Raw genomic sequence first — 20,921 nt, 5'->3', positions numbered from 1 at the left:
TAAGGAGAATTCTATCATGAATAGAGAAGAAGTAACATTGTTAGGTTTTGAAATTGTTGCCTATGCTGGCGATGCTCGATCAAAACTATTGGAAGCCTTGAAGGCTGCTGAAGCTGGTGATTTCGCGAAAGCGGATACTCTCGTGGAGGAAGCAGGTGGTTGCATCGCGGAGGCACACCACGCGCAAACAAGTCTATTGACTAAGGAAGCAGCTGGTGAGGACTTAGCTTATAGTGTAACCATGATGCATGGCCAAGACCACTTGATGACAACTATCTTGTTAAAAGACTTGATGCACCATTTAATCGAACTCTACAAGAGAGGAGTTAAGTAATGAACAAACTAATTTCATTTATCGAGAAAGGAAAACCTTTCTTTGAAAAACTGTCTCGTAATATCTATCTTCGTGCTATTCGTGATGGTTTCATTGCAGGGATGCCTGTTATTCTCTTCTCAAGTATCTTTATCTTGATTGCTTTTGTACCAAACTCATGGGGCTTTAAATGGTCTGATGATGTTGTTAATCTCCTCATGAAACCTTATAGCTATTCAATGGGGATTCTAGCTCTCTTGGTAGCTGGCACAACAGCTAAGTCATTGACCGACTCAGTAAACCGTAGCATGGAAAAAACCAATCAAATCAACTATATGTCAACATTGTTGGCAGCGATTGTTGGTTTGTTGATGTTGGCAGCTGATCCGATTGAAGGTGGCTTTGCGACAGGTTTCCTTGGGACAAAAGGTTTGCTTTCGGCCTTTCTTGCTGCCTTTGTAACCGTAGCTATCTATAAGGTTTGTGTTAAGAACAACGTCACTATTCGCATGCCTGACGAAGTTCCACCAAATATCTCACAAGTCTTTAAAGATGTGATTCCATTCACTCTATCAGTGGTTTCTCTTTATGCTCTTGATTTACTAGCTCGTCATTTTGTTGGTGCAAGTGTAGCTGAATCAATCGGTAAATTCTTTGCACCATTATTCTCTGCTGCTGATGGTTATCTAGGTATTACCATTATCTTTGGTGCCTTTGCCTTCTTCTGGTTTGTTGGTATCCATGGTCCATCTATCGTTGAACCAGCAATCGCAGCTATTACCTATGCAAATGCTGAAGTCAACTTGAACCTTCTCCAACAAGGGATGCATGCAGACAAGATCCTTACTTCTGGTACACAAATGTTTATCGTTACCATGGGTGGTACTGGTGCGACACTGGTTGTTCCATTCATGTTCATGTGGTTGACCAAATCGAAACGAAATCGTGCAATCGGACGTGCTTCAGTAGTACCAACCTTCTTTGGTGTAAATGAACCAATCTTGTTTGGTGCACCGCTTGTCTTGAACCCGATTTTCTTTATTCCATTTATCTTTGCTCCAATTGCCAACGTATGGATCTTTAAATTCTTCATTGAAACGCTTGGCATGAACTCATTTACTGCCAACCTTCCTTGGACAACACCAGGTCCGCTCGGTATTGTTCTCGGTACAAACTTCCAATTCTTGTCATTTGTACTTGCTGCTTTGTTAATTCTTGTAGACGTAGCCATTTACTATCCATTCCTCAAGGTTTATGATGAACAAATTCTTGAAGAAGAGCGTTCAGGTAAAGCCAATGATGAATTGAAAGAAAAAGTAGCAGCAAACTTCAATACTGCCAAAGCAGATGCTATTCTTGAAAAAGCTGGTGTAGAAACAGCGCAAAACACAATCACAGAAGAAACTAATGTTCTCGTTCTCTGTGCAGGAGGAGGTACAAGTGGTCTTCTTGCAAATGCTCTAAATAAGGCAGCTGCAGAGTACCAAGTTCCTGTTAAAGCAGCAGCTGGTGGCTATGGTGCTCACCGTGAAATGTTGCCTGAGTTTGATCTGGTTATCCTTGCTCCTCAAGTTGCTTCAAACTTTGAAGACATGAAGGCCGAAACCGACAAACTTGGTATCAAACTTGCCAAGACAGAAGGTGGCCAATACATTAAATTGACTCGCGATGGAAAAGGCGCTCTTGCCTTTGTTCAAGCGCAGTTTGAAGAATAAAAGGTAAATAGCGAAGAAGTGAGATGGAGGAACTCCTCCCAACTCTATCTCCATCTCATTTCTATTTCTTGAAAGGTGAATCAAATGACAAAAACACTTCCAAAAGACTTTATTTTTGGCGGGGCAACAGCTGCCTATCAAGCAGAAGGTGCGACCAATACCGATGGTAAAGGACCAGTTGCCTGGGACAAATACCTCAAAGATAACTACTGGTATACTGCTGAACCAGCCAGTGATTTCTACCACAAATACCCAGTTGACCTCAAACTAGCAGAAGAGTATGGTGTCAATGGTATCCGTATTTCAATCGCTTGGTCACGTATCTTTCCAACTGGTTACGGGAAAGTCAATGCCAAGGGAGTTGAGTTCTATCACAAGTTGTTTGCAGAATGTCACAAGCGGCATGTTGAGCCCTTTGTAACTCTTCATCACTTTGATACGCCAGAAGCTCTACATTCAAATGGAGACTTCTTAAACCGTGAAAACATTGAACACTTTGTAGACTACGCGGCTTTCTGTTTTGAAGAATTCCCAGAAGTAAACTATTGGACAACCTTTAATGAAATTGGGCCGATAGGAGATGGTCAGTATTTGGTTGGGAAATTCCCTCCAGGTATTCAGTACGACCTTGCCAAAGTCTTCCAATCTCATCACAATATGATGGTGTCGCATGCGCGTGCAGTAAAACTTTTTAAGGATAAGGGTTACAAGGGGGAAATTGGTGTGGTTCACGCCCTGCCTACTAAATATCCTCTAGATCCTGAAAATCAAGCAGATGTTCGCGCTGCTGAGTTGGAAGATATCATCCACAATAAATTTATCTTGGATGCAACTTATCTTGGACGCTATTCAGATGAAACGATGGAAGGCGTCAACCATATTTTATCCATCAATGGTGGTAGCTTAGATCTGCGTGAAGAAGACTTCGATGCATTAGAAGCAGCAAAAGACCTGAATGACTTCCTTGGAATTAACTACTACATGAGTGATTGGATGGAAGCCTTTGATGGCGAAACAGAAATCATTCATAACGGTAAGGGTGAAAAAGGAAGCTCTAAGTATCAGATTAAGGGAGTTGGTCGTCGTGTAGCTCCTGATTATGTCCCACGTACCGATTGGGATTGGATTATCTACCCTCAAGGTTTGTATGACCAAATCATGCGCGTGAAGAAAGATTATCCTAATTACAAAAAAATCTACATCACTGAGAATGGTCTCGGATACAAAGATGAGTTTGTGGATGGGACAGTCTACGATGATGGGCGGATTGATTATGTTAAGAAACATATGGAAGTGATTGCATCTGCAATCTCTGATGGAGCCAATGTCAAAGGATACTTTATCTGGTCGCTAATGGATGTCTTTTCTTGGTCAAATGGCTATGAAAAGCGTTACGGTCTCTTCTATGTTGATTTTGAGACTCAGGAGCGCTATCCAAAGAAATCGGCTCACTGGTACAAGAAACTAGCTGAGACACAACTTATTGATTAAAATTCAACAAAAATTCCCCGCCAAAAGGCAGGGGAATTTTTATGGTTTTGATAAAAGAATGGTTGTTTGTTTCGATAGATCTTCAAATGTTTCCTGACTCAGTTTGGAATCTGAAACGATGGTATCAATCTCTGAGATATTGTAGAAAGTGTAAAAATCAAACTTATTAAACTTGCTGTGGTCTGCCAGTAAGTATTTTTTATTGGCATTGTTCAAGGCGATTCGTTGAACCTCGCCCTCTTCTTCACTGAAAGTAGCAATAGCTTTATCCTTGATACCATTACAACTTACAAAAGCTTTAGAAAACTGAAGATTGGCTAAATCCTGCAGGGTAAGTGTTCCCACAAAAGCTCCAGTGATAGAGCGATAATTTCCACCAATCAAAATCAAATCTGTTAGTTTTCGTTCGTTTAGGATGAGAAAAACTGGAAGACTGTTTGTTACAACACGAATATTATCAATTGGGAGTTCACGAGCAAAACATTCTAAGGTTGTTCCTGGCCCGATAAAAATGGTTTCACCTTCGTCAATCAAATGACCTGCAAAACGGCTAATTTCTTGTTTTTCAGCAATCTGCAAGCCTTGTTTTTCAACGTTTGAGCGTTCGTTGTTTAAGAGAGAACCTGTACGAAGTTTTTCAGCGCCACCATGCACACGAACCAGCAAATCTTTATCTGCCAATTCTTGTAAGTAGCGGCGAGCTGTCATATCTGACACATCAAGACTCTCCATAATCTCTTTTACAGTAATAGTGCCTTTTGTGTTTACTGCTTCTAGAATACTATCTAGTTTTTCTTGCTTTAGCATCCTTATCACCTCGATTTCTACTATTATTATCTTACCATAAAACGCTCAAATAATCAAATAGAAAAAAACAAAATAAAACAAAAAACAAAAATATCATGGTTGTTTTAAACAAACCATGATATTTTGAATGATCGGCCAAATTAGTCTAAACCGTAGTTGTAGTCCTCGTCTTGCATGGCTTCAACTTCACCAAGGAGGTAACCATTTCCGACTTGAGAGAAGAAGTCGTGGTTAGAAGTTCCTGTTGAAATACCGTTCATAACGATTGGGTTGACATCATCAGCTGAATCTGGGAAGAGTGGATCTTGTCCAAGATTCATAAGGGCCTTATTGGCATTGTAACGAAGAAAGGTTTTAACTTCTTCAGTCCAACCAACACCGTCATAGAGACTTTCTGTATAACCTTCTTCGTTCTCGTAGAGAGTGTAGAGCAGGTCGTACATCCATTCTTTGAGTTTTTCTTGCTCTTCTTCAGGTAATTCATTGAAACCAAGTTGGAATTTGTAACCAATGTAAGTTCCATGAACAGACTCATCACGAATGATCAGTTTGATGATTTCCGCAACGTTGGCCAGTTTGTTGTTACCGAGATAGTAAAGTGGTGTAAAGAAACCAGAGTAGAAGAGGAAGGTTTCAAGGAAGACACTGGCAACTTTCTTTTCTAGTGGGCTACCATTGAGGTAGATTTCATTGATAATCTCCGCTTTTCTCTGAAGGTAGGGATTAGTGTTGGTCCATTCAAAGATTTCTTCGATTTCGGCCTTGGTATTCAAGGTCGAAAAGATAGAAGAATAGGATTTTGCGTGGACAGATTCCATAAACTGGATGTTGTTGAAAACAGCTTCCTCATGTGGTGTACGGATGTCTGCGCGAAGTGCTTGAACCCCTGTTTCAGATTGCATGGTATCCAAAAGGGTCAAACCACCAAAGACTTTTCCAACCAAGTCTTTTTCTTTGTTTGATAGTTTTCTCCAGTCGTCTAGGTCATTTGACAAGGGAATACGCGTATCGAGCCAGAATTGCTCTGTCAGCTTTTCCCAAGTTGATTTGTCGATGACATCTTCGATGGCATTCCAGTTAATGGCTTTGTAGTAAGTTTCCATTTGAAATCTCTTTCTGTATGTAATAATGCGATTGCCGAATCATCTCTATTTTATCATAGTCTGAGAAGAGTATCGCACAAAAAGTCGGAAGCCCGACTTTTTAGTTTTTCATAGTATTTAAGATACTTATCAAGTTTTGTATGATGGGGAACTTAATCAGTAGTCTGAGAAAATGTGGTTGCCCCAGATAAAAATTAAATCACACAGCTTTCACATTGGTTAGCACCGACTTCTCCACCATCGTCTGTAAAGGTACGGACGTAGTAGATAGACTTGATACCCTTGTTAAAGGCATAGTTACGAAGGATAGATAGGTCACGTGTCGTTTGTTTGTTTTCTTTCTTCCATTCGTAAAGACCTTTTGGAATGTCGCTACGCATGAAGAGAGTGAGTGAAAGTCCTTGATCCACGTGTTCAGTTGCGGCAGCGTAAACATCAATCACCTTACGCATATCCATGTCATAAGCAGAAGTGTAGTAAGGAATGGTATCTGTAGACAAACCTGCAGCTGGATAGTAGATTTTACCGATTTTCTTCTCTTGGCGTTCTTCAATGCGTTGCGTAATCGGGTGGATAGATGCAGAAACATCGTTGATGTAACTGATAGAACCATTTGGAGCTACAGCAAGGCGGTTTTGGTGATAAAGACCATCTGCTTGAACCTTTTCGCGAAGTTCAGCCCAGTCAGCAGCACTTGGGATAAAGACATCTTTGAAGAGTTCTTTAACACGGTCTGATTTTGGAACAAATTCGCCTGTCACGTACTTGTCGAAGTAGCTTCCGTTAGCATAGTCTGATTTTTCAAAGTTGTGGAAGGTGATACCACGTTCACGCGCTATGTTATTAGATTCTACCAAGGTCCAGTAGTTCATAAGCATAAAGTAGATGCTTGTAAATTCAATTGACTCAGGTGATCCGTACTCAATCAGTTGTTGGGCAAGGTAGCTATGAAGCCCCATGGCACCAAGACCAAAGGTGTGAGCTAAACTGTTTCCGTGGTCGATAGTAGGGACAGCTACGATGTGTGAACTATCTGTAACGAAAGTCAAAGCACGAACCATCGCACGGATAGAACGACCAAAGTCAGGTGAAGTCATCATGTTGACCACGTTGGTTGAACCAAGGTTACATGAAACGTCTGTTCCCATTTGAAGGAATTCTTGAGCATCGTTGATCAAGCTTGGTTCTTGAACTTGAAGAATCTCAGAACACAAGTTACTCATGATAATCTTACCATCTACTGGATTCGCACGGTTGGCTGTATCAATGTTGACGACATAAGGGTAACCAGATTCTTGTTGCAATTTAGAAATTTCAGTTTCCAAATCACGAGCTTTGATTTTTGTCTTGCGGATGTTTGGATTTGCGACCAATTCATCATATTTTTCAGTGATGTCGATGTAGTTGAATGGCACACCGTACTCAAGCTCTACAGAGTAAGGGCTAAAGAGATACATTTCTTCATTTTTACGAGCTAATTCGTAGAATTTATCGGGCACCACAACTCCAAGTGAGAGGGTCTTAACACGAACCTTTTCATCGGCATTTTCTTTCTTAGTTGAAAGGAAGGCGATGATATCTGGGTGAAAGACATTGAGGTAGACAACCCCAGCACCTTGACGCTGACCCAATTGGTTAGAGTAGGAGAAACTGTCTTCGAAGAGTTTCATAACTGGAACGACACCAGAAGCTGCTCCTTCATAACCTTTGATAGGTGCGCCAGCTTCACGAAGGTTGCTTAGAGTAATACCTACACCACCACCGATACGTGAAAGTTGAAGAGCTGAGTTGATAGAACGTCCGATAGAGTTCATGTCATCAGTTACTTGAATCAAGAAACAAGATACCAACTCCCCACGACGAGCACGACCAGCATTCAAGAAGGAAGGAGTAGCTGGTTGATAGCGTTGGTGGATGATTTCATTGGCAATATCAGTCGCAATCGCTTCATCCCCGTCAGCAAAATAAAGCGCGTTAAAGAAGACACGGTCTTCCATACTTTCAAGGTAATATTCACCGTCATTAGTCTTCAAGGCATACTGGTTGTAAAACTTATAGGCAGCCATGAATGATTTGAATTGGAAGTTTTGGTCCTTGATAAATTGATGCAATTCTTCCAAAAACTCTGGACGGTATTTCTTGAGAAATGCAGTTTCGATGTAGTTATGTTCAATAAGGTAGTTGATTTTATCAGTAATTGAATCAAAAACCATGGTATTTGGAACTACATTTTCTTTAAAGAAGGCATCCAAGGCTTCCTTATCTTTATGAAGCATGATTTGTCCATTGACAGGACGGTTGATTTCGTTATTGAGACGGAAGTAAGTTACGTCCTCAAGATGTTTTAATCCCATAAAATTTCCTTTATCTAATTACAAAAGAAAGGCCTCTAAGTTAGCCCTAGAAGCAATCTCTTCTGGATGATGTACTAAGATTATGCTAATTGTTTCAGTTTTCCTGGTTGGAAGCCTGAAAAGACTTCAGTTGGTGTTTGGATAACAGGAGCTGCGCTGAAACCGAGCTCTTTAACTTGATCGATGTACTCTGGTTGCTCGTCGAGATTGATCTCACGATAAGCGACATTGTTGCTGTCCAAGAAACGCTTGGTCATCTTACATTGGACACAGTTGTTTTTAGAATAAACGGTTACCATTTTCGTAACTCCTCTTTCAAAATAGATTACTTTCTTAGTATATCAGAAAAAAAAACTTTGTCAAACTTTTTAAACTAAATCTTGTGCTAAAAAGTTACAGTTTCAAAAACAAAGCACAAGATATAGTGTTTTGTCAGAGTGTAAAATTGGGTTTTCATTGAACTATCAAAGTTTATCAAAACAAAAAAACTATATACTGTATATTGGTAAGATAAATAGAAGATTTTCAGCAAGTTATCAGAAAGGAAAACGAAGAAAATAGCAAAAATCGTAAGAACAGGAATAAGTCTAGCTGAGACAATACTTTAATAAAATAGAAACTGTAATATTTACGAAAAAAAGAAATTTTCTACACAAGATGTCCCAATATTTTGTATTAGAATATCTAAAATATAACCAAAGTGGAAATGACAGATTATGATGTATTCATAAAAATGGATCATTGGTTAATTTTATATAGGATACTTATGAGTTTCGTATCCTTTCATAAGGAGTATATAAATACAATGTTTGAAAAAGTTCATTTTATGTGATACACTATCTGTGATTATAAGATTAAAAAATGGATATCTGAATGCTTTTGTTTGATAGAGAATGTTATCAGATTATAATTAGATTAAATGAATGAAAGAACACAGAATTAGGAGGCGCGTGGTGAAAGAAAATGATGTTATTTTAAAACGGCAATCGACTCAAATATTTTTTAAGAATGGTGATACGGATTTTTTCTTCAATTGGTTGTTAGGAATCGGTGAAATTTTTGGTTTCTCTCATGGAGAGCTTTATTATCTTGCTCAAAGATTGGGGAACTCACCAAAGCCTGATGACTGGAAAAATGTATTTTTATCGCATGTAAACTACCTTGAACAAGAAGCAAGTAATTCAGGATTGAGTGAACAAACAAAGGCGCAGTATTATCTTGCACAGACCTACTCACTTCGCTCGGCAATCCAATTTACCGATCCATTTTCTGAAGAGTATTTACCGACCGTTCGTCAAATGGAGAAGGTGTTTTCTAGTGCAATTCATTCACTAGGTGCACCGATTGAAAAATTAACTATTCCCTATCAGGGTTCTTACTTGCCTGGTTATTATCTTCATAGCGACGATAATTGCCCAACGATAATCATGATTGGTGGAGGTGATACTTATCGCGAAGATTTATTTTACTTTGCAGGATATCCTGGATGGATACGAAATTATAATGTTTTAATGGTTGATCTTCCTGGTCAAGGGAGCAATCCTAGTAGAGGGCTGGTCTTTGATGTGGATGCTTCTATTCCAATTTCATTATGCATAGACTGGTTGGAAAATAGAAATCCTAAACTAAATTATTTAGCTATTTATGGTGTCAGCGGAGGGGGATATTTTACTGCACAAGCTGTCGAAAAGGATCCAAGAATTCATGCTTGGATTGCTAGTACCCCTATTTACGACGTTGCAGAACTTTTCAGAAAAGAATTTGGATCAAGTTTGAAAGCACCTAGTTGGTTAATAAATGCCATTTTAAAATTAGCTGGAAATTGGAATGAATCAGCAAATTTAAATCTTAAAAAGTATGCATGGCAGTTTGGTACTTCTGATTTTAAGAGTGCTATTGATGATGTATTTAACCATGCAAAGATTGTGGATTACCAAAAAATTCAATGCCCATGCCTTTTTATCATGGGAAAGGGTGAGGGTGCTGAACTGCAGCATCAAACTAAGGTGATTTATGAAGAACTTAAATCTAAAAATCAACAAACTAAACTTCAAGTATTTGAGGCGGAAAGTGGTGCGGACGCTCATTGCCAAGTCAATAATCTAAGACTCGCCCATAATGTCGTTTTTGATTGGTTGGATACTTTATTTGAATGGAATCAATCAAAGTTTTAGTTCTACTTATACCACTTAGATATATCTACCTTTTTACTGTTAGGGGCTACAAACTTATTTTACTTTAAGTAGCAAATTGGATAAATTCTCTACTGTTGATGGTAAGAGTAGGTTTTAGAATTTCAGGATTTGATGAAGTCTTTTCAAATAATGGATTTACTGAGTTATATTAATTATAGTTAAATAGTATTATTTCATTATTTACTAGGATTGTCCTCTGATTGGTATTAAGGGAAAATAGCTTTGAAAATTGAATTTTGATGATGACATTCTTTGAACAATTAGTGTTTAGATATGCTATTTAGTTACTAGAGTGCTCATTTAATAGAAAAAGAAGTAATTTCATTTTCAGTAAAAGTCCATAAAATACTTGAAAAATTATCTAGAAGGTGATATAATACAGTCTTGTAAGGGTTATCACATATAACTCAAAAAAGAAATAACTAAAGGAGAGTCAAACTATGGCTTCTAAAGATTTCCACGTAGTGGCAGAAACAGGTATTCACGCGCGTCCAGCAACATTGTTGGTTCAAACAGCTAGCAAATTTGCTTCAGATATCACTCTTGAATACAAAGGTAAATCAGTAAATCTTAAATCTATCATGGGTGTTATGAGTCTTGGTGTTGGCCAAGGTGCTGACGTTACAATTTCAGCTGAAGGTGCAGATGCTGACGACGCAATCGCTGCTATCACTGAAACTATGGAAAAAGAAGGATTGGCATAAGGAAAATGACAGAAATGCTTAAAGGAATCGCAGCATCTGACGGTGTTGCAGTTGCAAAAGCATATCTACTCGTTCAACCGGATTTGTCATTTGAGACTATTACAGTCGAAGATACAAACGCAGAAGAAGCTCGCCTTGATGCCGCTCTACAGGCATCACAAGACGAGCTTTCTGTTATTCGCGAGAAAGCAGTAGGTACGCTCGGTGAAGAAGCAGCTCAAGTTTTTGACGCTCACTTAATGGTTCTTGCTGACCCAGAAATGATCAGCCAAATCAAGGAAACAATCCGTGCGAAGAAAGTGAATGCAGAAGCAGGTCTGAAAGAAGTAACAGACATGTTTATCACTATCTTTGAAGGCATGGAAGACAACCCATACATGCAAGAACGCGCTGCGGATATCCGCGACGTGACAAAACGTGTATTGGCCAACCTCCTTGGTAAAAAATTGCCAAACCCAGCTTCTATCAATGAAGAAGTGATTGTGATTGCGCATGACTTGACTCCTTCAGATACAGCTCAATTGGACAAAAACTTTGTAAAAGCTTTTGTAACCAACATTGGTGGACGTACAAGCCACTCTGCTATCATGGCGCGTACACTTGAAATTGCAGCAGTATTGGGAACAAACAACATCACTGAAATCGTTAAAGACGGTGATATTCTTGCCGTTAACGGTATCACAGGTGAGGTTATTATCAATCCAACTGATGAGCAAGCGGCTGAATTCAAGGCTGCTGGTGAAGCTTATGCGAAACAAAAAGCTGAATGGGCTCTCTTGAAAGATGCTAAAACAGTAACTGCTGATGGCAAACACTTTGAATTGGCTGCCAACATCGGTACTCCAAAAGACGTTGAAGGTGTCAATGACAACGGTGCTGAAGCTGTTGGTCTTTACCGTACAGAGTTCTTGTACATGGATTCTCAAGACTTCCCAACAGAAGACGAGCAATACGAAGCTTACAAGGCTGTACTTGAAGGAATGAACGGTAAACCTGTTGTCGTTCGTACAATGGATATCGGTGGAGATAAGGAACTTCCTTACTTCGATATGCCTCACGAAATGAACCCATTCCTTGGATTCCGTGCCCTTCGTATCTCTATCTCTGAGACTGGAGATGCTATGTTCCGCACACAAATCCGTGCCCTTCTTCGTGCGTCTGTTCACGGTCAATTGCGTATCATGTTCCCAATGGTTGCGCTCTTGAAAGAATTCCGTGCAGCGAAAGCAGTCTTTGACGAAGAAAAAGCAAACCTTCTTACTGAAGGTGTTGCAGTTGCGGATAATATCCAAGTTGGTATCATGATCGAAATCCCAGCAGCAGCCATGCTTGCAGATCAATTTGCTAAAGAAGTTGACTTCTTCTCAATTGGTACAAACGACTTGATCCAATACACAATGGCAGCAGACCGTATGAACGAACAAGTTTCATACCTTTACCAACCATACAACCCATCAATCCTACGCTTGATCAACAATGTGATCAAAGCAGCTCACGCTGAAGGGAAATGGGCTGGAATGTGTGGTGAGATGGCTGGTGATCAACAAGCTGTTCCACTTCTTGTCGGAATGGGCTTGGATGAGTTCTCTATGTCAGCAACATCTGTACTTCGTACGCGTAGCTTGATGAAGAAATTGGATACAGCTAAGATGGAAGAGTACGCAAACCGTGCCCTTACAGAATGCTCAACAATGGAAGAAGTCCTTGAACTTCAAAAAGAATACGTTAATTTTGATTAATCGAAAAGTCCTTGCAACTCAGTTGCAGGGGCTTTTTTAAAGAATTTTCAAGAAAATCTTTTTTATATAAAGTCCATTCTAGAGAAAGTAGCGGTGAAGAATAAAAAAATACTTAACTGGTTCATAAAATTCTTGACAAGTTGCAAATTTAGGAGTAAACTATTAACCAGTTAATTAATAGAGAGGAGTTTCTGCAATTTAGAAATGAATTGCAAATAGAAATATCAAAAAAGAAAGTGAGTTTCAATGAAAATTAATAAAAAATACCTTGCTGGTTCTGCGGCAGCTTTAATTTTAAGTGTCTGTTCTTACGAGTTGGGACTGTATCAAGCTAGAACAGTCAAAGAAAATAATCGTGTTTCCTATATAGATGGAAAACAGGCGGCACAAAAAACGGAGAATCTGACTCCTGATGAGGTTAGCAAGAAAGAAGGCATCAATGCGGAGCAAATCGTCATCAAGATAACAGACCAGGGCTATGTCACTTCGCATGGCGACCACTATCATTACTATAATGGCAAAGTCCCTTATGACGCTATCATCAGTGAAGAGTTGCTGATGAAGGATCCAAACTACCAGCTCAAGGACGAGGATATTATCAGTGAAATCAAGGGTGGTTATGTTATCAAGGTAGATGGAAAATACTATGTTTACCTTAAGGATGCAGCCCATGCGGATAATGTCCGTACAAAAGAAGAAATCAATCGGCAAAAACAAGAGCATAGTCAGCATCGTGAAGGAGGAACTTCAGCAAACGATGGTGCGGTAGCCTTGGCACGTTCACAGGGACGCTATACCACGGATGATGGATATATCTTTAATGCATCCGATATCATTGAAGATACTGGTGATGCTTATATCGTTCCTCATGGCAACCATTACCATTACATTCCTAAGAGTGAGTTATCAGCCAGCGAATTGGCTGCCGCAGAAGCCTTCCTATCTGGTAGAAGTGGCCAATCAAATACGCCTACTTATCGCCGTACCAATAACAACAGTACCAGCAGCGATGTAGATAGATGGACTCCATCCTATAATAATCAAGGCAACAGCTATACGAACACGAACACAGCTAACAACAGTAGCGACGATAACCAAGCAAGTCAGAGTGATGAGGATATTGATAGCCTTCTGAAACAACTTTACGCCTTGCCGCTCAGCCAACGACACGTAGAATCTGATGGCCTTGTCTTCGACCCAGCACAGATTACAAGTCGAACAGCTAGAGGAGTTGCTGTGCCTCATGGGAACCATTACCATTTCATTCCTTATTCACAAATGTCTGAATTGGAAGAACGAATCGCTCGTATTATTCCTCTACAGTACAGTTCGAACCATAGGGTGCCGGATTCAAGACCAGAACAACCAAGTCCACAACCGACTCCGGAACCTAGTCCAAGCCCGCAACCTGCACCAAATCCTCAACCATCTCCAAGCAATCCAATTGACGAAAAATTGGTCAAACAGGCAATTCGAAAAGTAGATGATGGTTATGTATTTGAGGAAAATGGAACATCTCGTTATATTCCTGCCAAGGAATTATCAGCTGAAACTACTGCAGCCATTGATAGTAAGCTAGCCAAGCAAGAAAGTTTAGCTCATAAGCTCGGAGCTAAGAAAACCAACCTCCCATCTGGTGATCGAGGATTTTACAATAAGGCTTATGATTTACTAGCAAGAGTTCATCAAGACTTACTTGATAATAAAGGGCGCCAAGCTGATTTTCACACTTTGGATAAACTGTTGGAACGTCTCAATGATACCTCAAGTGATAAAGTCAAGTTGGTGGATGATATCTTGGCCTTTCTAGCACCGATTCGTCATCCAGAACGTTTAGGAAAACCAAATGCGCAAATTGCCTACACTGATGATGAGATTCAGGTAGCCAAGTTGGCAGGCAAGTACACAACAGAAGATGGCTATATCTTTGATCCTCGTGATATCACCAGTGATGAGGGGGATGCCTATGTAACTCCACATATGACCCATAGCCATTGGATTAAGAAAGATAGTTTGTCTGAAGCTGAAAGAGCGGCAGCCCAGGCTTATGCTAAAGAGAAAGGTTTGACTCCTCCTTCAACAGACCATCAGAATTCAGGAAATACGGAGGCTAAAGGAGCAGAAGCTATCTACAACCACGTGAAAGCAGCTAAGAAGGTGCCACTTGATCGTATGCCTTACAATCTCCAACATACCGTGGAAGTTAAAAACGGTAGTTTAATCATTCCTCATTATGATCATTACCATAACATCAAATTTGACTGGTTTGACGAAGGACTTTATGAGGCACCTAAGGGGTATAGTCTAGAAGATCTCTTTGCGACTGTCAAGTACTATGTCGAACATCCAAACGAACGTCCGCATTCAGATAGTGGTTGGGGCAATGCAAGTGACCATGTTCAAAGAAACCAAAATGGTCAAGCTGATACCAATCAAACGGAAAAACCATCAGAGGAGAAACCTCGGACAGACAAACCTGAGGAAGAAAAGCCACGCGAAGAGAAGCCTCAAAGTGAGAAACCAGAATCTCCAAAACCAACTGAGGAGCCGGAAGAAGAATCACCAGAGGAACCAGAAGAACCTCAGGTCGAGACTGAAAAGGTTGAAGCGAAGTTGAGAGAGGCTGAAGAGCTACTTGCAAAGATCCAAGACCCCATTATCAAGTCCAATGCCAAAGAAACTCTCACTGGCTTAAAAAATAACCTGCTATTTGGTGCTCAGGATAACAATACCATTATGGCTGATGCTGAAAAGTTGTTGGCTTTATTAAAGGAGAGCAAGTAAAGGTAGGAGCATTTTCTAGATCCTAAAAACAGGATAGGAGATCTAGAAAAGATAAAATCGAAAATGAGAGCAGAATGTGAGTTCTAGTTCTCATTTTTTTCATGAAAATGTGAAAAATATCTTGACATATAGTGTAAATAAAGATAAACTATTTACTAGTTAATTAAATGGTTAAGTACTAGTTAAGGAGTAACAATGAAAAAAAGAACATTTCTATTATTAGTGGCAGGTCTGTTGGTTCTTGTCTTAGGAGCATGTAGCCAAAAAGAAAAACAAGAAGCAAAAGGGATGAAGATTGTAACAAGTTTTTACCCAATCTATGCCATGGTCAAAGAGGTATCTGGGGACTTGAATGATGTACGGATGATTCAGTCAAGTAGTGGAATTCACTCCTTTGAACCTTCAGCAAATGACATTGCTGCTATCTATGACGCAGATGTCTTTGTCTACCACTCTCATACGCTCGAATCTTGGGCTGGAAGTCTAGATCCTAACTTGAAAAACTCAAAAGTTAAGGTTTTAGAAGCTTCTGAAGGAATGACCTTGGAGCGTGTTCCAGGTTTAGAAGATGTAGAAGCTGGTGACGGTATTGATGAAAAAACACTCTACGACCCTCACACTTGGTTAGATCCAGAAAAAGCAGGTGAAGAAGCTCAGATTATCGCTGACAAACTTTCGGAGATTGATAGTTCTAATAAGGAAACGTATCAAAAGAATGCTAAAAACTTTATCGCTAAAGCCCAAGAATTGACTAAGAAGTACCAGCCTATTTTTGAAAAAGCGAGTCAAAAGACCTTTGTTACACAACACACAGCCTTTTCTTATCTCGCTAAACGCTTTGGTTTGAAACAACTTGGTATAGCAGGGATTTCCCCTGAACAAGAACCAAGTCCGAGACAACTAACAGAAATTCAGGAATTCGTTAAGACCTATAAGGTTAAAACCATCTTTACTGAGAGCAATGCTTCTTCTAAAGTCGCTGAGACCTTGGTCAAATCAACAGGAGTTAGCCTAAAGACACTCAATCCTTTAGAAGCAGATCCTGAAAATGACAAAACTTACTTAGAAAATCTAGAAGAAAACATGAATGTTCTTGCAGAAGAATTAAAATGAGGAGATGATGAAAATGAAGAAGAAATACCTTGCAGCAGGATCGGCTCTTGTCCTTTCCCTAAGCCTTTGCATCTATGCATTGAACCAACACCAGGTAGAAGGAAACAAAGATAATAACCGTGTGTCTTATGTCGATGGGAAGCAAGATTCTCAAAAAACAGAGACCCAGACACCAGATCAAGTTAGCAAAAAAGAAGATATTCAGGCTGAACAAATTGTCGTGAAAATCACCGATCAAGGTTATGTGACTTCACATGGTGATCATTTCCATTATTACAATGGTAAAGTTCCTTTTGACGCGATTTTCAGCGAAGAACTGTTGATGAAAGATGCCAATTATCAACTGAAAGACGCTGATATTGTCAACGAAATCAAAGGTGGCTACATTATCAAGGTTGATGGTAAGTATTATGTCTACCTTAAAGATGCGGCTCATGCTGATAATATTCGTACGAAGGAGGAAATTGAGCGCCAAAAACAAGACCATACTCACGACGCACCAACTTCTAATAGTGCAGTGGCGCTTGCTCAATCTCAAGGTCGCTATACAACTGATGATGGCTACATCTTTAATCCTTCTGATATTATAGAGGATACTGGAGATGCTTATATCGTACCTCACGGTGGACATTACCACTACATTCCAAAGAGTTCCTTGTCTGCTAGCGAATTAGCTGCTGCCCAAGCCTACCTCTCTGGAACTAGAACTCAGCAGAGTGTGACTAACTATCGTCCTAGTCCAAACGAAACTGGTCAAACTACCAACCAAAGTCAACAGGCTGAAACACCAAGTAATCAAGCTGAGAGTCTTCAGAGTCTATTGCAACAGCTCTATGCTCTTCCAAGTAGTCAACGTTATGCTGAATCAGATGGCTTGATTTTTGACCCTGCTAAGATTTCAAGTAGAACGCCGAGTGGTGTGGCGATTCCTCACGGAAATCACTATCATTTCATCCCATATACAAAGCTTTCTGCCTTGGAAGAAAAGATTGCACGTATGATTCCTTTATCTAGCGACAGTGGGAAGCCAACACCTTTGGAAAATCCAAGCAAACCAACAGAACATCCAGCTCAACCAGATCATCATCATGACCAAGACGGTAACCATGGAAGTCAGGATACCAACCACGAAGATCATGACCATGATGGAGAGGAGCATGACCATCACCACGGTGAAGAACATGATCATGGTTTTGCAGCTGACCGTGTTATTAGTGAAGATGAGCAAGGGTTTGTAGTTTCTCATGGAGATCACGCTCATTATTTCTTTAAGAAGGACTTGACTGCAGCCCAAATCAAAGCTGCCCAAGATCACTTGAAAGAAAATCATCAGTCTCAGCACGTTCAACCACTTGCAAAGACTGTGGAAAGTTTCTCAAGAGATGCTAGCGATGAAGAAAAAATCAAGTATATCTCACAGACCTACGGAGTACCGCTTGAAGCGATTCGCATTTCAAATGGATTCTTTGTCTTTGGAAATCCGGATCAAGCCTATGATCCAACCCATATCCATCCCTATGCTGTTCGAAAAGAACATGTTCGTATTCCTCTCCAAACTGGGAACCCAGAACTGGATTTCCTAAATGAACTGTATACGACTGCCCTACGTGATGGGGTGTCTCCTTATAGTTTGCAAGTAGAAAATGGTAGTTTTGTGATTCCTCACGGAGACCACAATCACTATATCAAAGTTCAAACTAAGGGCTATGAAGTAGCTTTGAAAAATAAGATTCCGGCCCTACAATCGACCTATCAACCTGGAGCATTTGATGAACAAACAGTTCTATCTAAGGTGGATCAACTGTTAGCAGATAGCAGAAGTCTCTACAAAGACCAGCCAATCATGCAGAGACGGGTTGAACTTGCTTTGGGGCAATTCACCGAAAATATGAAAAAACTGGCAACAAACTCAACTGCTGGATACCTAGCAGCCTTGGATCTCTTTGATAAACAGTATATCCATGTGGATCAAAGTATGGCACCGGTTGAAACTTCACCTTTAGATAAGAAGTACCAAGCCCTTGTAGATAAGATCAATACACTGGATACAGATACTTATGGCTTGCCTAAGAAAGATCTTTTGGTACATTTGCAGGAAGCAAAACTAGCACAGGATGAGACAGAGTTGACTGCGATTGAAGCGAAACTGCAGGCCTTGCAAGATTTCCGAGATCGGACAGGGGTTACAACAGTAGAGTACATCAAGTACTTCTACGAACATGTGTCTGATGGTCGTTTGAGAGAAGAACTTCGGAACCGTGTTGCCAAGTTGACATGGGAACTTTACCAGTCACAATCTTTCCTCAAAGCAACCGACTTGAACAAGTTATTCCCAACTATTTACCAAACTAAGTTAGAAGTAGAAGAAGCTCTCAAAGAAGAACCCGTTTCTACAAAAGTTGGTAAGACTATTCTAGATACGGAAAAAGTAGATAGTCAAACTGCTAAGACCGCCATCTATGAATTCCTAAAAGAACTCTACGGTGATTTTATGCCAGAAGAGCGGGTTAGTCATGTTAAGAAGGAAGAAGTGGATGCTCTCCTAACTAAAGCTGCTCAACTCCTAGCACGTGTCAAAGAAGATGGTGTCAAACAATCCCTAGCTGAAGAAGCAGCTAATATCAAAGCGGCTACTGAAAAGGAAAATGCAGACCTTGACGAAGCTAAAACACAACTTGAGGATCTCTTGAATCGTATTGCAGCGACTATCCAACGAGAGAAAAAAGAAGCAGAACAAGATCCACAAACGGTGATTATCTACCAAAAACTCTATAATATCTTGCTCTCTCTTCACAAGTACTTAGAGGATAACAAAGGAACCGATGCTGACTTTGAACGTGTTGATGCCCTATTTGATCAACTCGCAGCTAAAAGTAGTGATAAAGAAGGCCTCCTCACTCTAGCTAAAGAAATCATTAGCTTGAACCAGGAACTCCGTTCAAAAGCAAGTGAAACTGATAGCCAATCTAAGTCTGAGAAAGACAGTGAAACAGCTACTTCTAAACCAACAGAAAAGCAAGCACAAAGTGAGTCTGAGCCAAGTGCTCAACCAAACGAATAAAAAGAAAGGCGAAGTAGCTGAGCTACCTCGTCTTTTTTAGTCTTTATAAGATACAATGCCGATGATGGTATCCACCGCACGTTCCATTGTCTGAAGGCTGACATATTCAAAACGTCCATGCATGTTTTCACCACCAGCAAAGATATTTGGAGTTGGAATGCCCATAAAGGAAATCTTAGACCCATCTGTTCCACCACGGATTGGTTCGATAATTGGCGTGATACCTAAATCTTCCATAACAGCCTTAGCAATGGTAACGGGTGTCATGTCTTTCTCGATGACTTCCTTCATATTGTAGTACTGGTCTGTCAGAGTTAAGGTCACGCGATCATTCCCAAGAGCTTGATTCATCTTGTCAGCGATGGCTTGCATAGCTACTTTACGTGCTTCAAAGGCATCCTTTTCAAAATCTCGAATGATATAGCTTGCACGCGCCTCCTCAACACTACCTGACACATCCATAAGATGATAGAAACCTTGGTAACCATCTGTCAGTTCAGGTCGGTCATTCTCAGGAAGTTGATTATGAAAATCAATCGCTAGCTGAAGGGCATTGACCATTTGACCCTTTGCAGTACCAGGGTGAACATTGCGCCCTTGGAAATGAAGCTCAGCAGCAGCTGCTGAGAAAGTCTCGTATTGAAGTTCACCTAGCGGACCACCATCAATAGTATAGGCAAAGTCAACGTCAAAGTCATCTGCATCAAATTTATTGGCACCAACGCCAATTTCTTCATCAGGGCCAAAACCAACACGGATTTCACAATGCTTGATTTCGGGATGAGCAGCCAGATATTCAATAGCAGTCATAATCTCAGCAATCCCTGACTTGTCATCAGCACCCAGCAAGGTCGTGCCATCAGTTGTGATGAGGGTTTGGCCTAGATATTTTTCAAGACTCTTAAAATCAACAGGATCGAGCTTAAATCCAGAATCACCCAAGTCGATAACTCCACCATCGTAATTTTCGATGACTTGCGGATTAACTCCCTCAGCATTAAAGTCAGCAGTATCCATGTGGGAGATGAAGCCAATCTTGCGTGTCAAGCTAGGATCATTAGCTGGTAAGGTTCCAATAGCAAAACCATTTGGAAGGTAGTAGACGTTTTGCAGACCGACACGTTTCATTTCAGGAATAAGAACGTTAGTCGCAAAATCTACCTGGCTTTGCGTACTTGGAGTAGTAGTAGAGTGTTCGTCAGATCGCGTATTGACCTTAACGTAGGTCAAAAAACGATCTAAAAGGTTCGGATAAGTCATAAAAACTCCTTTAACAATCATAAAATAGAATGCAAACTTCGGAAAAAACCTTATTCTGAAAATTTCATGAATTTTGAAAAAATATAATAATTCAAATTCAATAGACTTTTAAATGAAATTTTGGATATTCTAGAATAAAATATATGCATTGATATTTTATGAGATTTTTTTATTCTTTTTTCATTTTACCATAGAATAGTTTGAAAGACAAAGAAGAATCATACTCTTTTATTAATTAACATAATATAAAATTAATCATATTAATTGACACTGCGTGAACTT

At 40.0% G+C, this 20,921-nt stretch carries 14 protein-coding genes; 9 read left to right on the top strand and 5 right to left on the bottom strand.

Going from position 1 to position 20,921, the window contains the following annotated elements; translation table 11 throughout:
• Positions 1-16 precede the first annotated feature (16 nt).
• The 3 genes from DG474_RS05400 to lacG all read left to right on the top strand — a co-directional run bounded on the left by DG474_RS05400 (position 17) and on the right by lacG (position 3,519).
• Entirely contained in the window at positions 17-334 is a 318-nt protein-coding gene (locus DG474_RS05400) for a PTS lactose/cellobiose transporter subunit IIA (RefSeq protein WP_001078327.1), read from the top strand.
• Positions 334-2,028 carry a lactose-specific PTS transporter subunit EIIC gene (locus tag DG474_RS05395; protein WP_084944498.1) on the top strand — a complete coding sequence of 565 codons (1,695 nt, stop codon included), beginning with the start codon at positions 334-336 and terminating at the stop codon, positions 2,026-2,028. Before DG474_RS05400 ends, DG474_RS05395 begins: the two co-directional genes overlap by 1 nt.
• Before the next feature lie 84 nt (positions 2,029-2,112).
• On the top strand, positions 2,113-3,519 hold the full coding sequence (gene lacG, locus DG474_RS05390; RefSeq protein WP_255777604.1) for a 6-phospho-beta-galactosidase: 1,407 nt from the start codon (positions 2,113-2,115) through the stop codon (positions 3,517-3,519).
• Positions 3,520-3,558: 39 nt separating this feature from the next.
• Here lacG and DG474_RS05385 read toward each other — a convergent pair whose 3' ends face one another.
• The 4 genes from DG474_RS05385 to nrdH all read right to left on the bottom strand — a co-directional run bounded on the left by DG474_RS05385 (position 3,559) and on the right by nrdH (position 8,082).
• Entirely contained in the window at positions 3,559-4,326 is a 768-nt protein-coding gene (locus DG474_RS05385; protein ID WP_042902319.1) for a DeoR/GlpR family DNA-binding transcription regulator, read from the bottom strand.
• Positions 4,327-4,466: 140 nt separating this feature from the next.
• Positions 4,467-5,429 carry a class 1b ribonucleoside-diphosphate reductase subunit beta gene (nrdF, locus tag DG474_RS05380; RefSeq protein WP_000451372.1) on the bottom strand — a complete coding sequence of 321 codons (963 nt, stop codon included), beginning with the start codon at positions 5,427-5,429 and terminating at the stop codon, positions 4,467-4,469.
• A gap of 194 nt (positions 5,430-5,623) precedes the next feature.
• Entirely contained in the window at positions 5,624-7,783 is a 2,160-nt protein-coding gene (gene nrdE / locus DG474_RS05375) for a class 1b ribonucleoside-diphosphate reductase subunit alpha (RefSeq protein ID WP_033629822.1), read from the bottom strand.
• An 80-nt stretch (positions 7,784-7,863) separates the two neighbouring features.
• Positions 7,864-8,082: a glutaredoxin-like protein NrdH gene (gene nrdH / locus DG474_RS05370; protein ID WP_000259240.1), complete on the bottom strand. Its 219-nt coding sequence runs from the start codon at positions 8,080-8,082 to the stop codon at positions 7,864-7,866.
• Positions 8,083-8,736: 654 nt separating this feature from the next.
• Here nrdH and DG474_RS05365 point away from each other — a divergent pair.
• The 6 genes from DG474_RS05365 (at position 8,737) to DG474_RS05340 (ending at position 19,379) form a co-directional block, all read left to right on the top strand.
• A complete protein-coding gene (locus DG474_RS05365) occupies positions 8,737-9,957 on the top strand; it encodes an alpha/beta hydrolase family protein (protein WP_000661899.1) in 1,221 nt (406 codons plus the stop codon).
• A gap of 461 nt (positions 9,958-10,418) precedes the next feature.
• Positions 10,419-10,682: a phosphocarrier protein HPr gene (locus DG474_RS05360; RefSeq protein ID WP_000146948.1), complete on the top strand. Its 264-nt coding sequence runs from the start codon at positions 10,419-10,421 to the stop codon at positions 10,680-10,682.
• A 5-nt stretch (positions 10,683-10,687) separates the two neighbouring features.
• Complete coding sequence (ptsP, locus tag DG474_RS05355) at positions 10,688-12,421, top strand: phosphoenolpyruvate--protein phosphotransferase (RefSeq protein ID WP_255777602.1); 1,734 nt, start codon at positions 10,688-10,690, stop codon at positions 12,419-12,421.
• Between the two features lie 246 nt (positions 12,422-12,667).
• A complete protein-coding gene (locus tag DG474_RS05350; RefSeq protein WP_255777601.1) occupies positions 12,668-15,205 on the top strand; it encodes a pneumococcal-type histidine triad protein in 2,538 nt (845 codons plus the stop codon).
• A 195-nt stretch (positions 15,206-15,400) separates the two neighbouring features.
• The gene (locus DG474_RS05345) at positions 15,401-16,318 is read left to right on the top strand and encodes a metal ABC transporter solute-binding protein, Zn/Mn family (RefSeq protein ID WP_125389289.1); all 918 of its coding nucleotides are present in this window, start codon (positions 15,401-15,403) and stop codon (positions 16,316-16,318) included.
• Between the two features lie 13 nt (positions 16,319-16,331).
• Positions 16,332-19,379, top strand: a complete 3,048-nt coding sequence (locus DG474_RS05340) for a pneumococcal-type histidine triad protein (RefSeq protein ID WP_125389287.1) — start codon at positions 16,332-16,334, stop codon at positions 19,377-19,379.
• A 36-nt stretch (positions 19,380-19,415) separates the two neighbouring features.
• On the opposite strand, the gene pepT is transcribed toward DG474_RS05340, so the two are convergent.
• A complete protein-coding gene (pepT, locus tag DG474_RS05335; RefSeq protein ID WP_125389285.1) occupies positions 19,416-20,639 on the bottom strand; it encodes a peptidase T in 1,224 nt (407 codons plus the stop codon).
• Positions 20,640-20,921 lie beyond the last annotated feature (282 nt).

This window comes from Streptococcus oralis, assembly GCF_024399415.1.
GTDB classification, from domain to species: Bacteria; Bacillota; Bacilli; order Lactobacillales; family Streptococcaceae; genus Streptococcus; species Streptococcus oralis_CS.
Note: the sequence above shows the minus strand (reverse complement) of the source record. Positions and strands in the feature narration are given on the sequence as shown.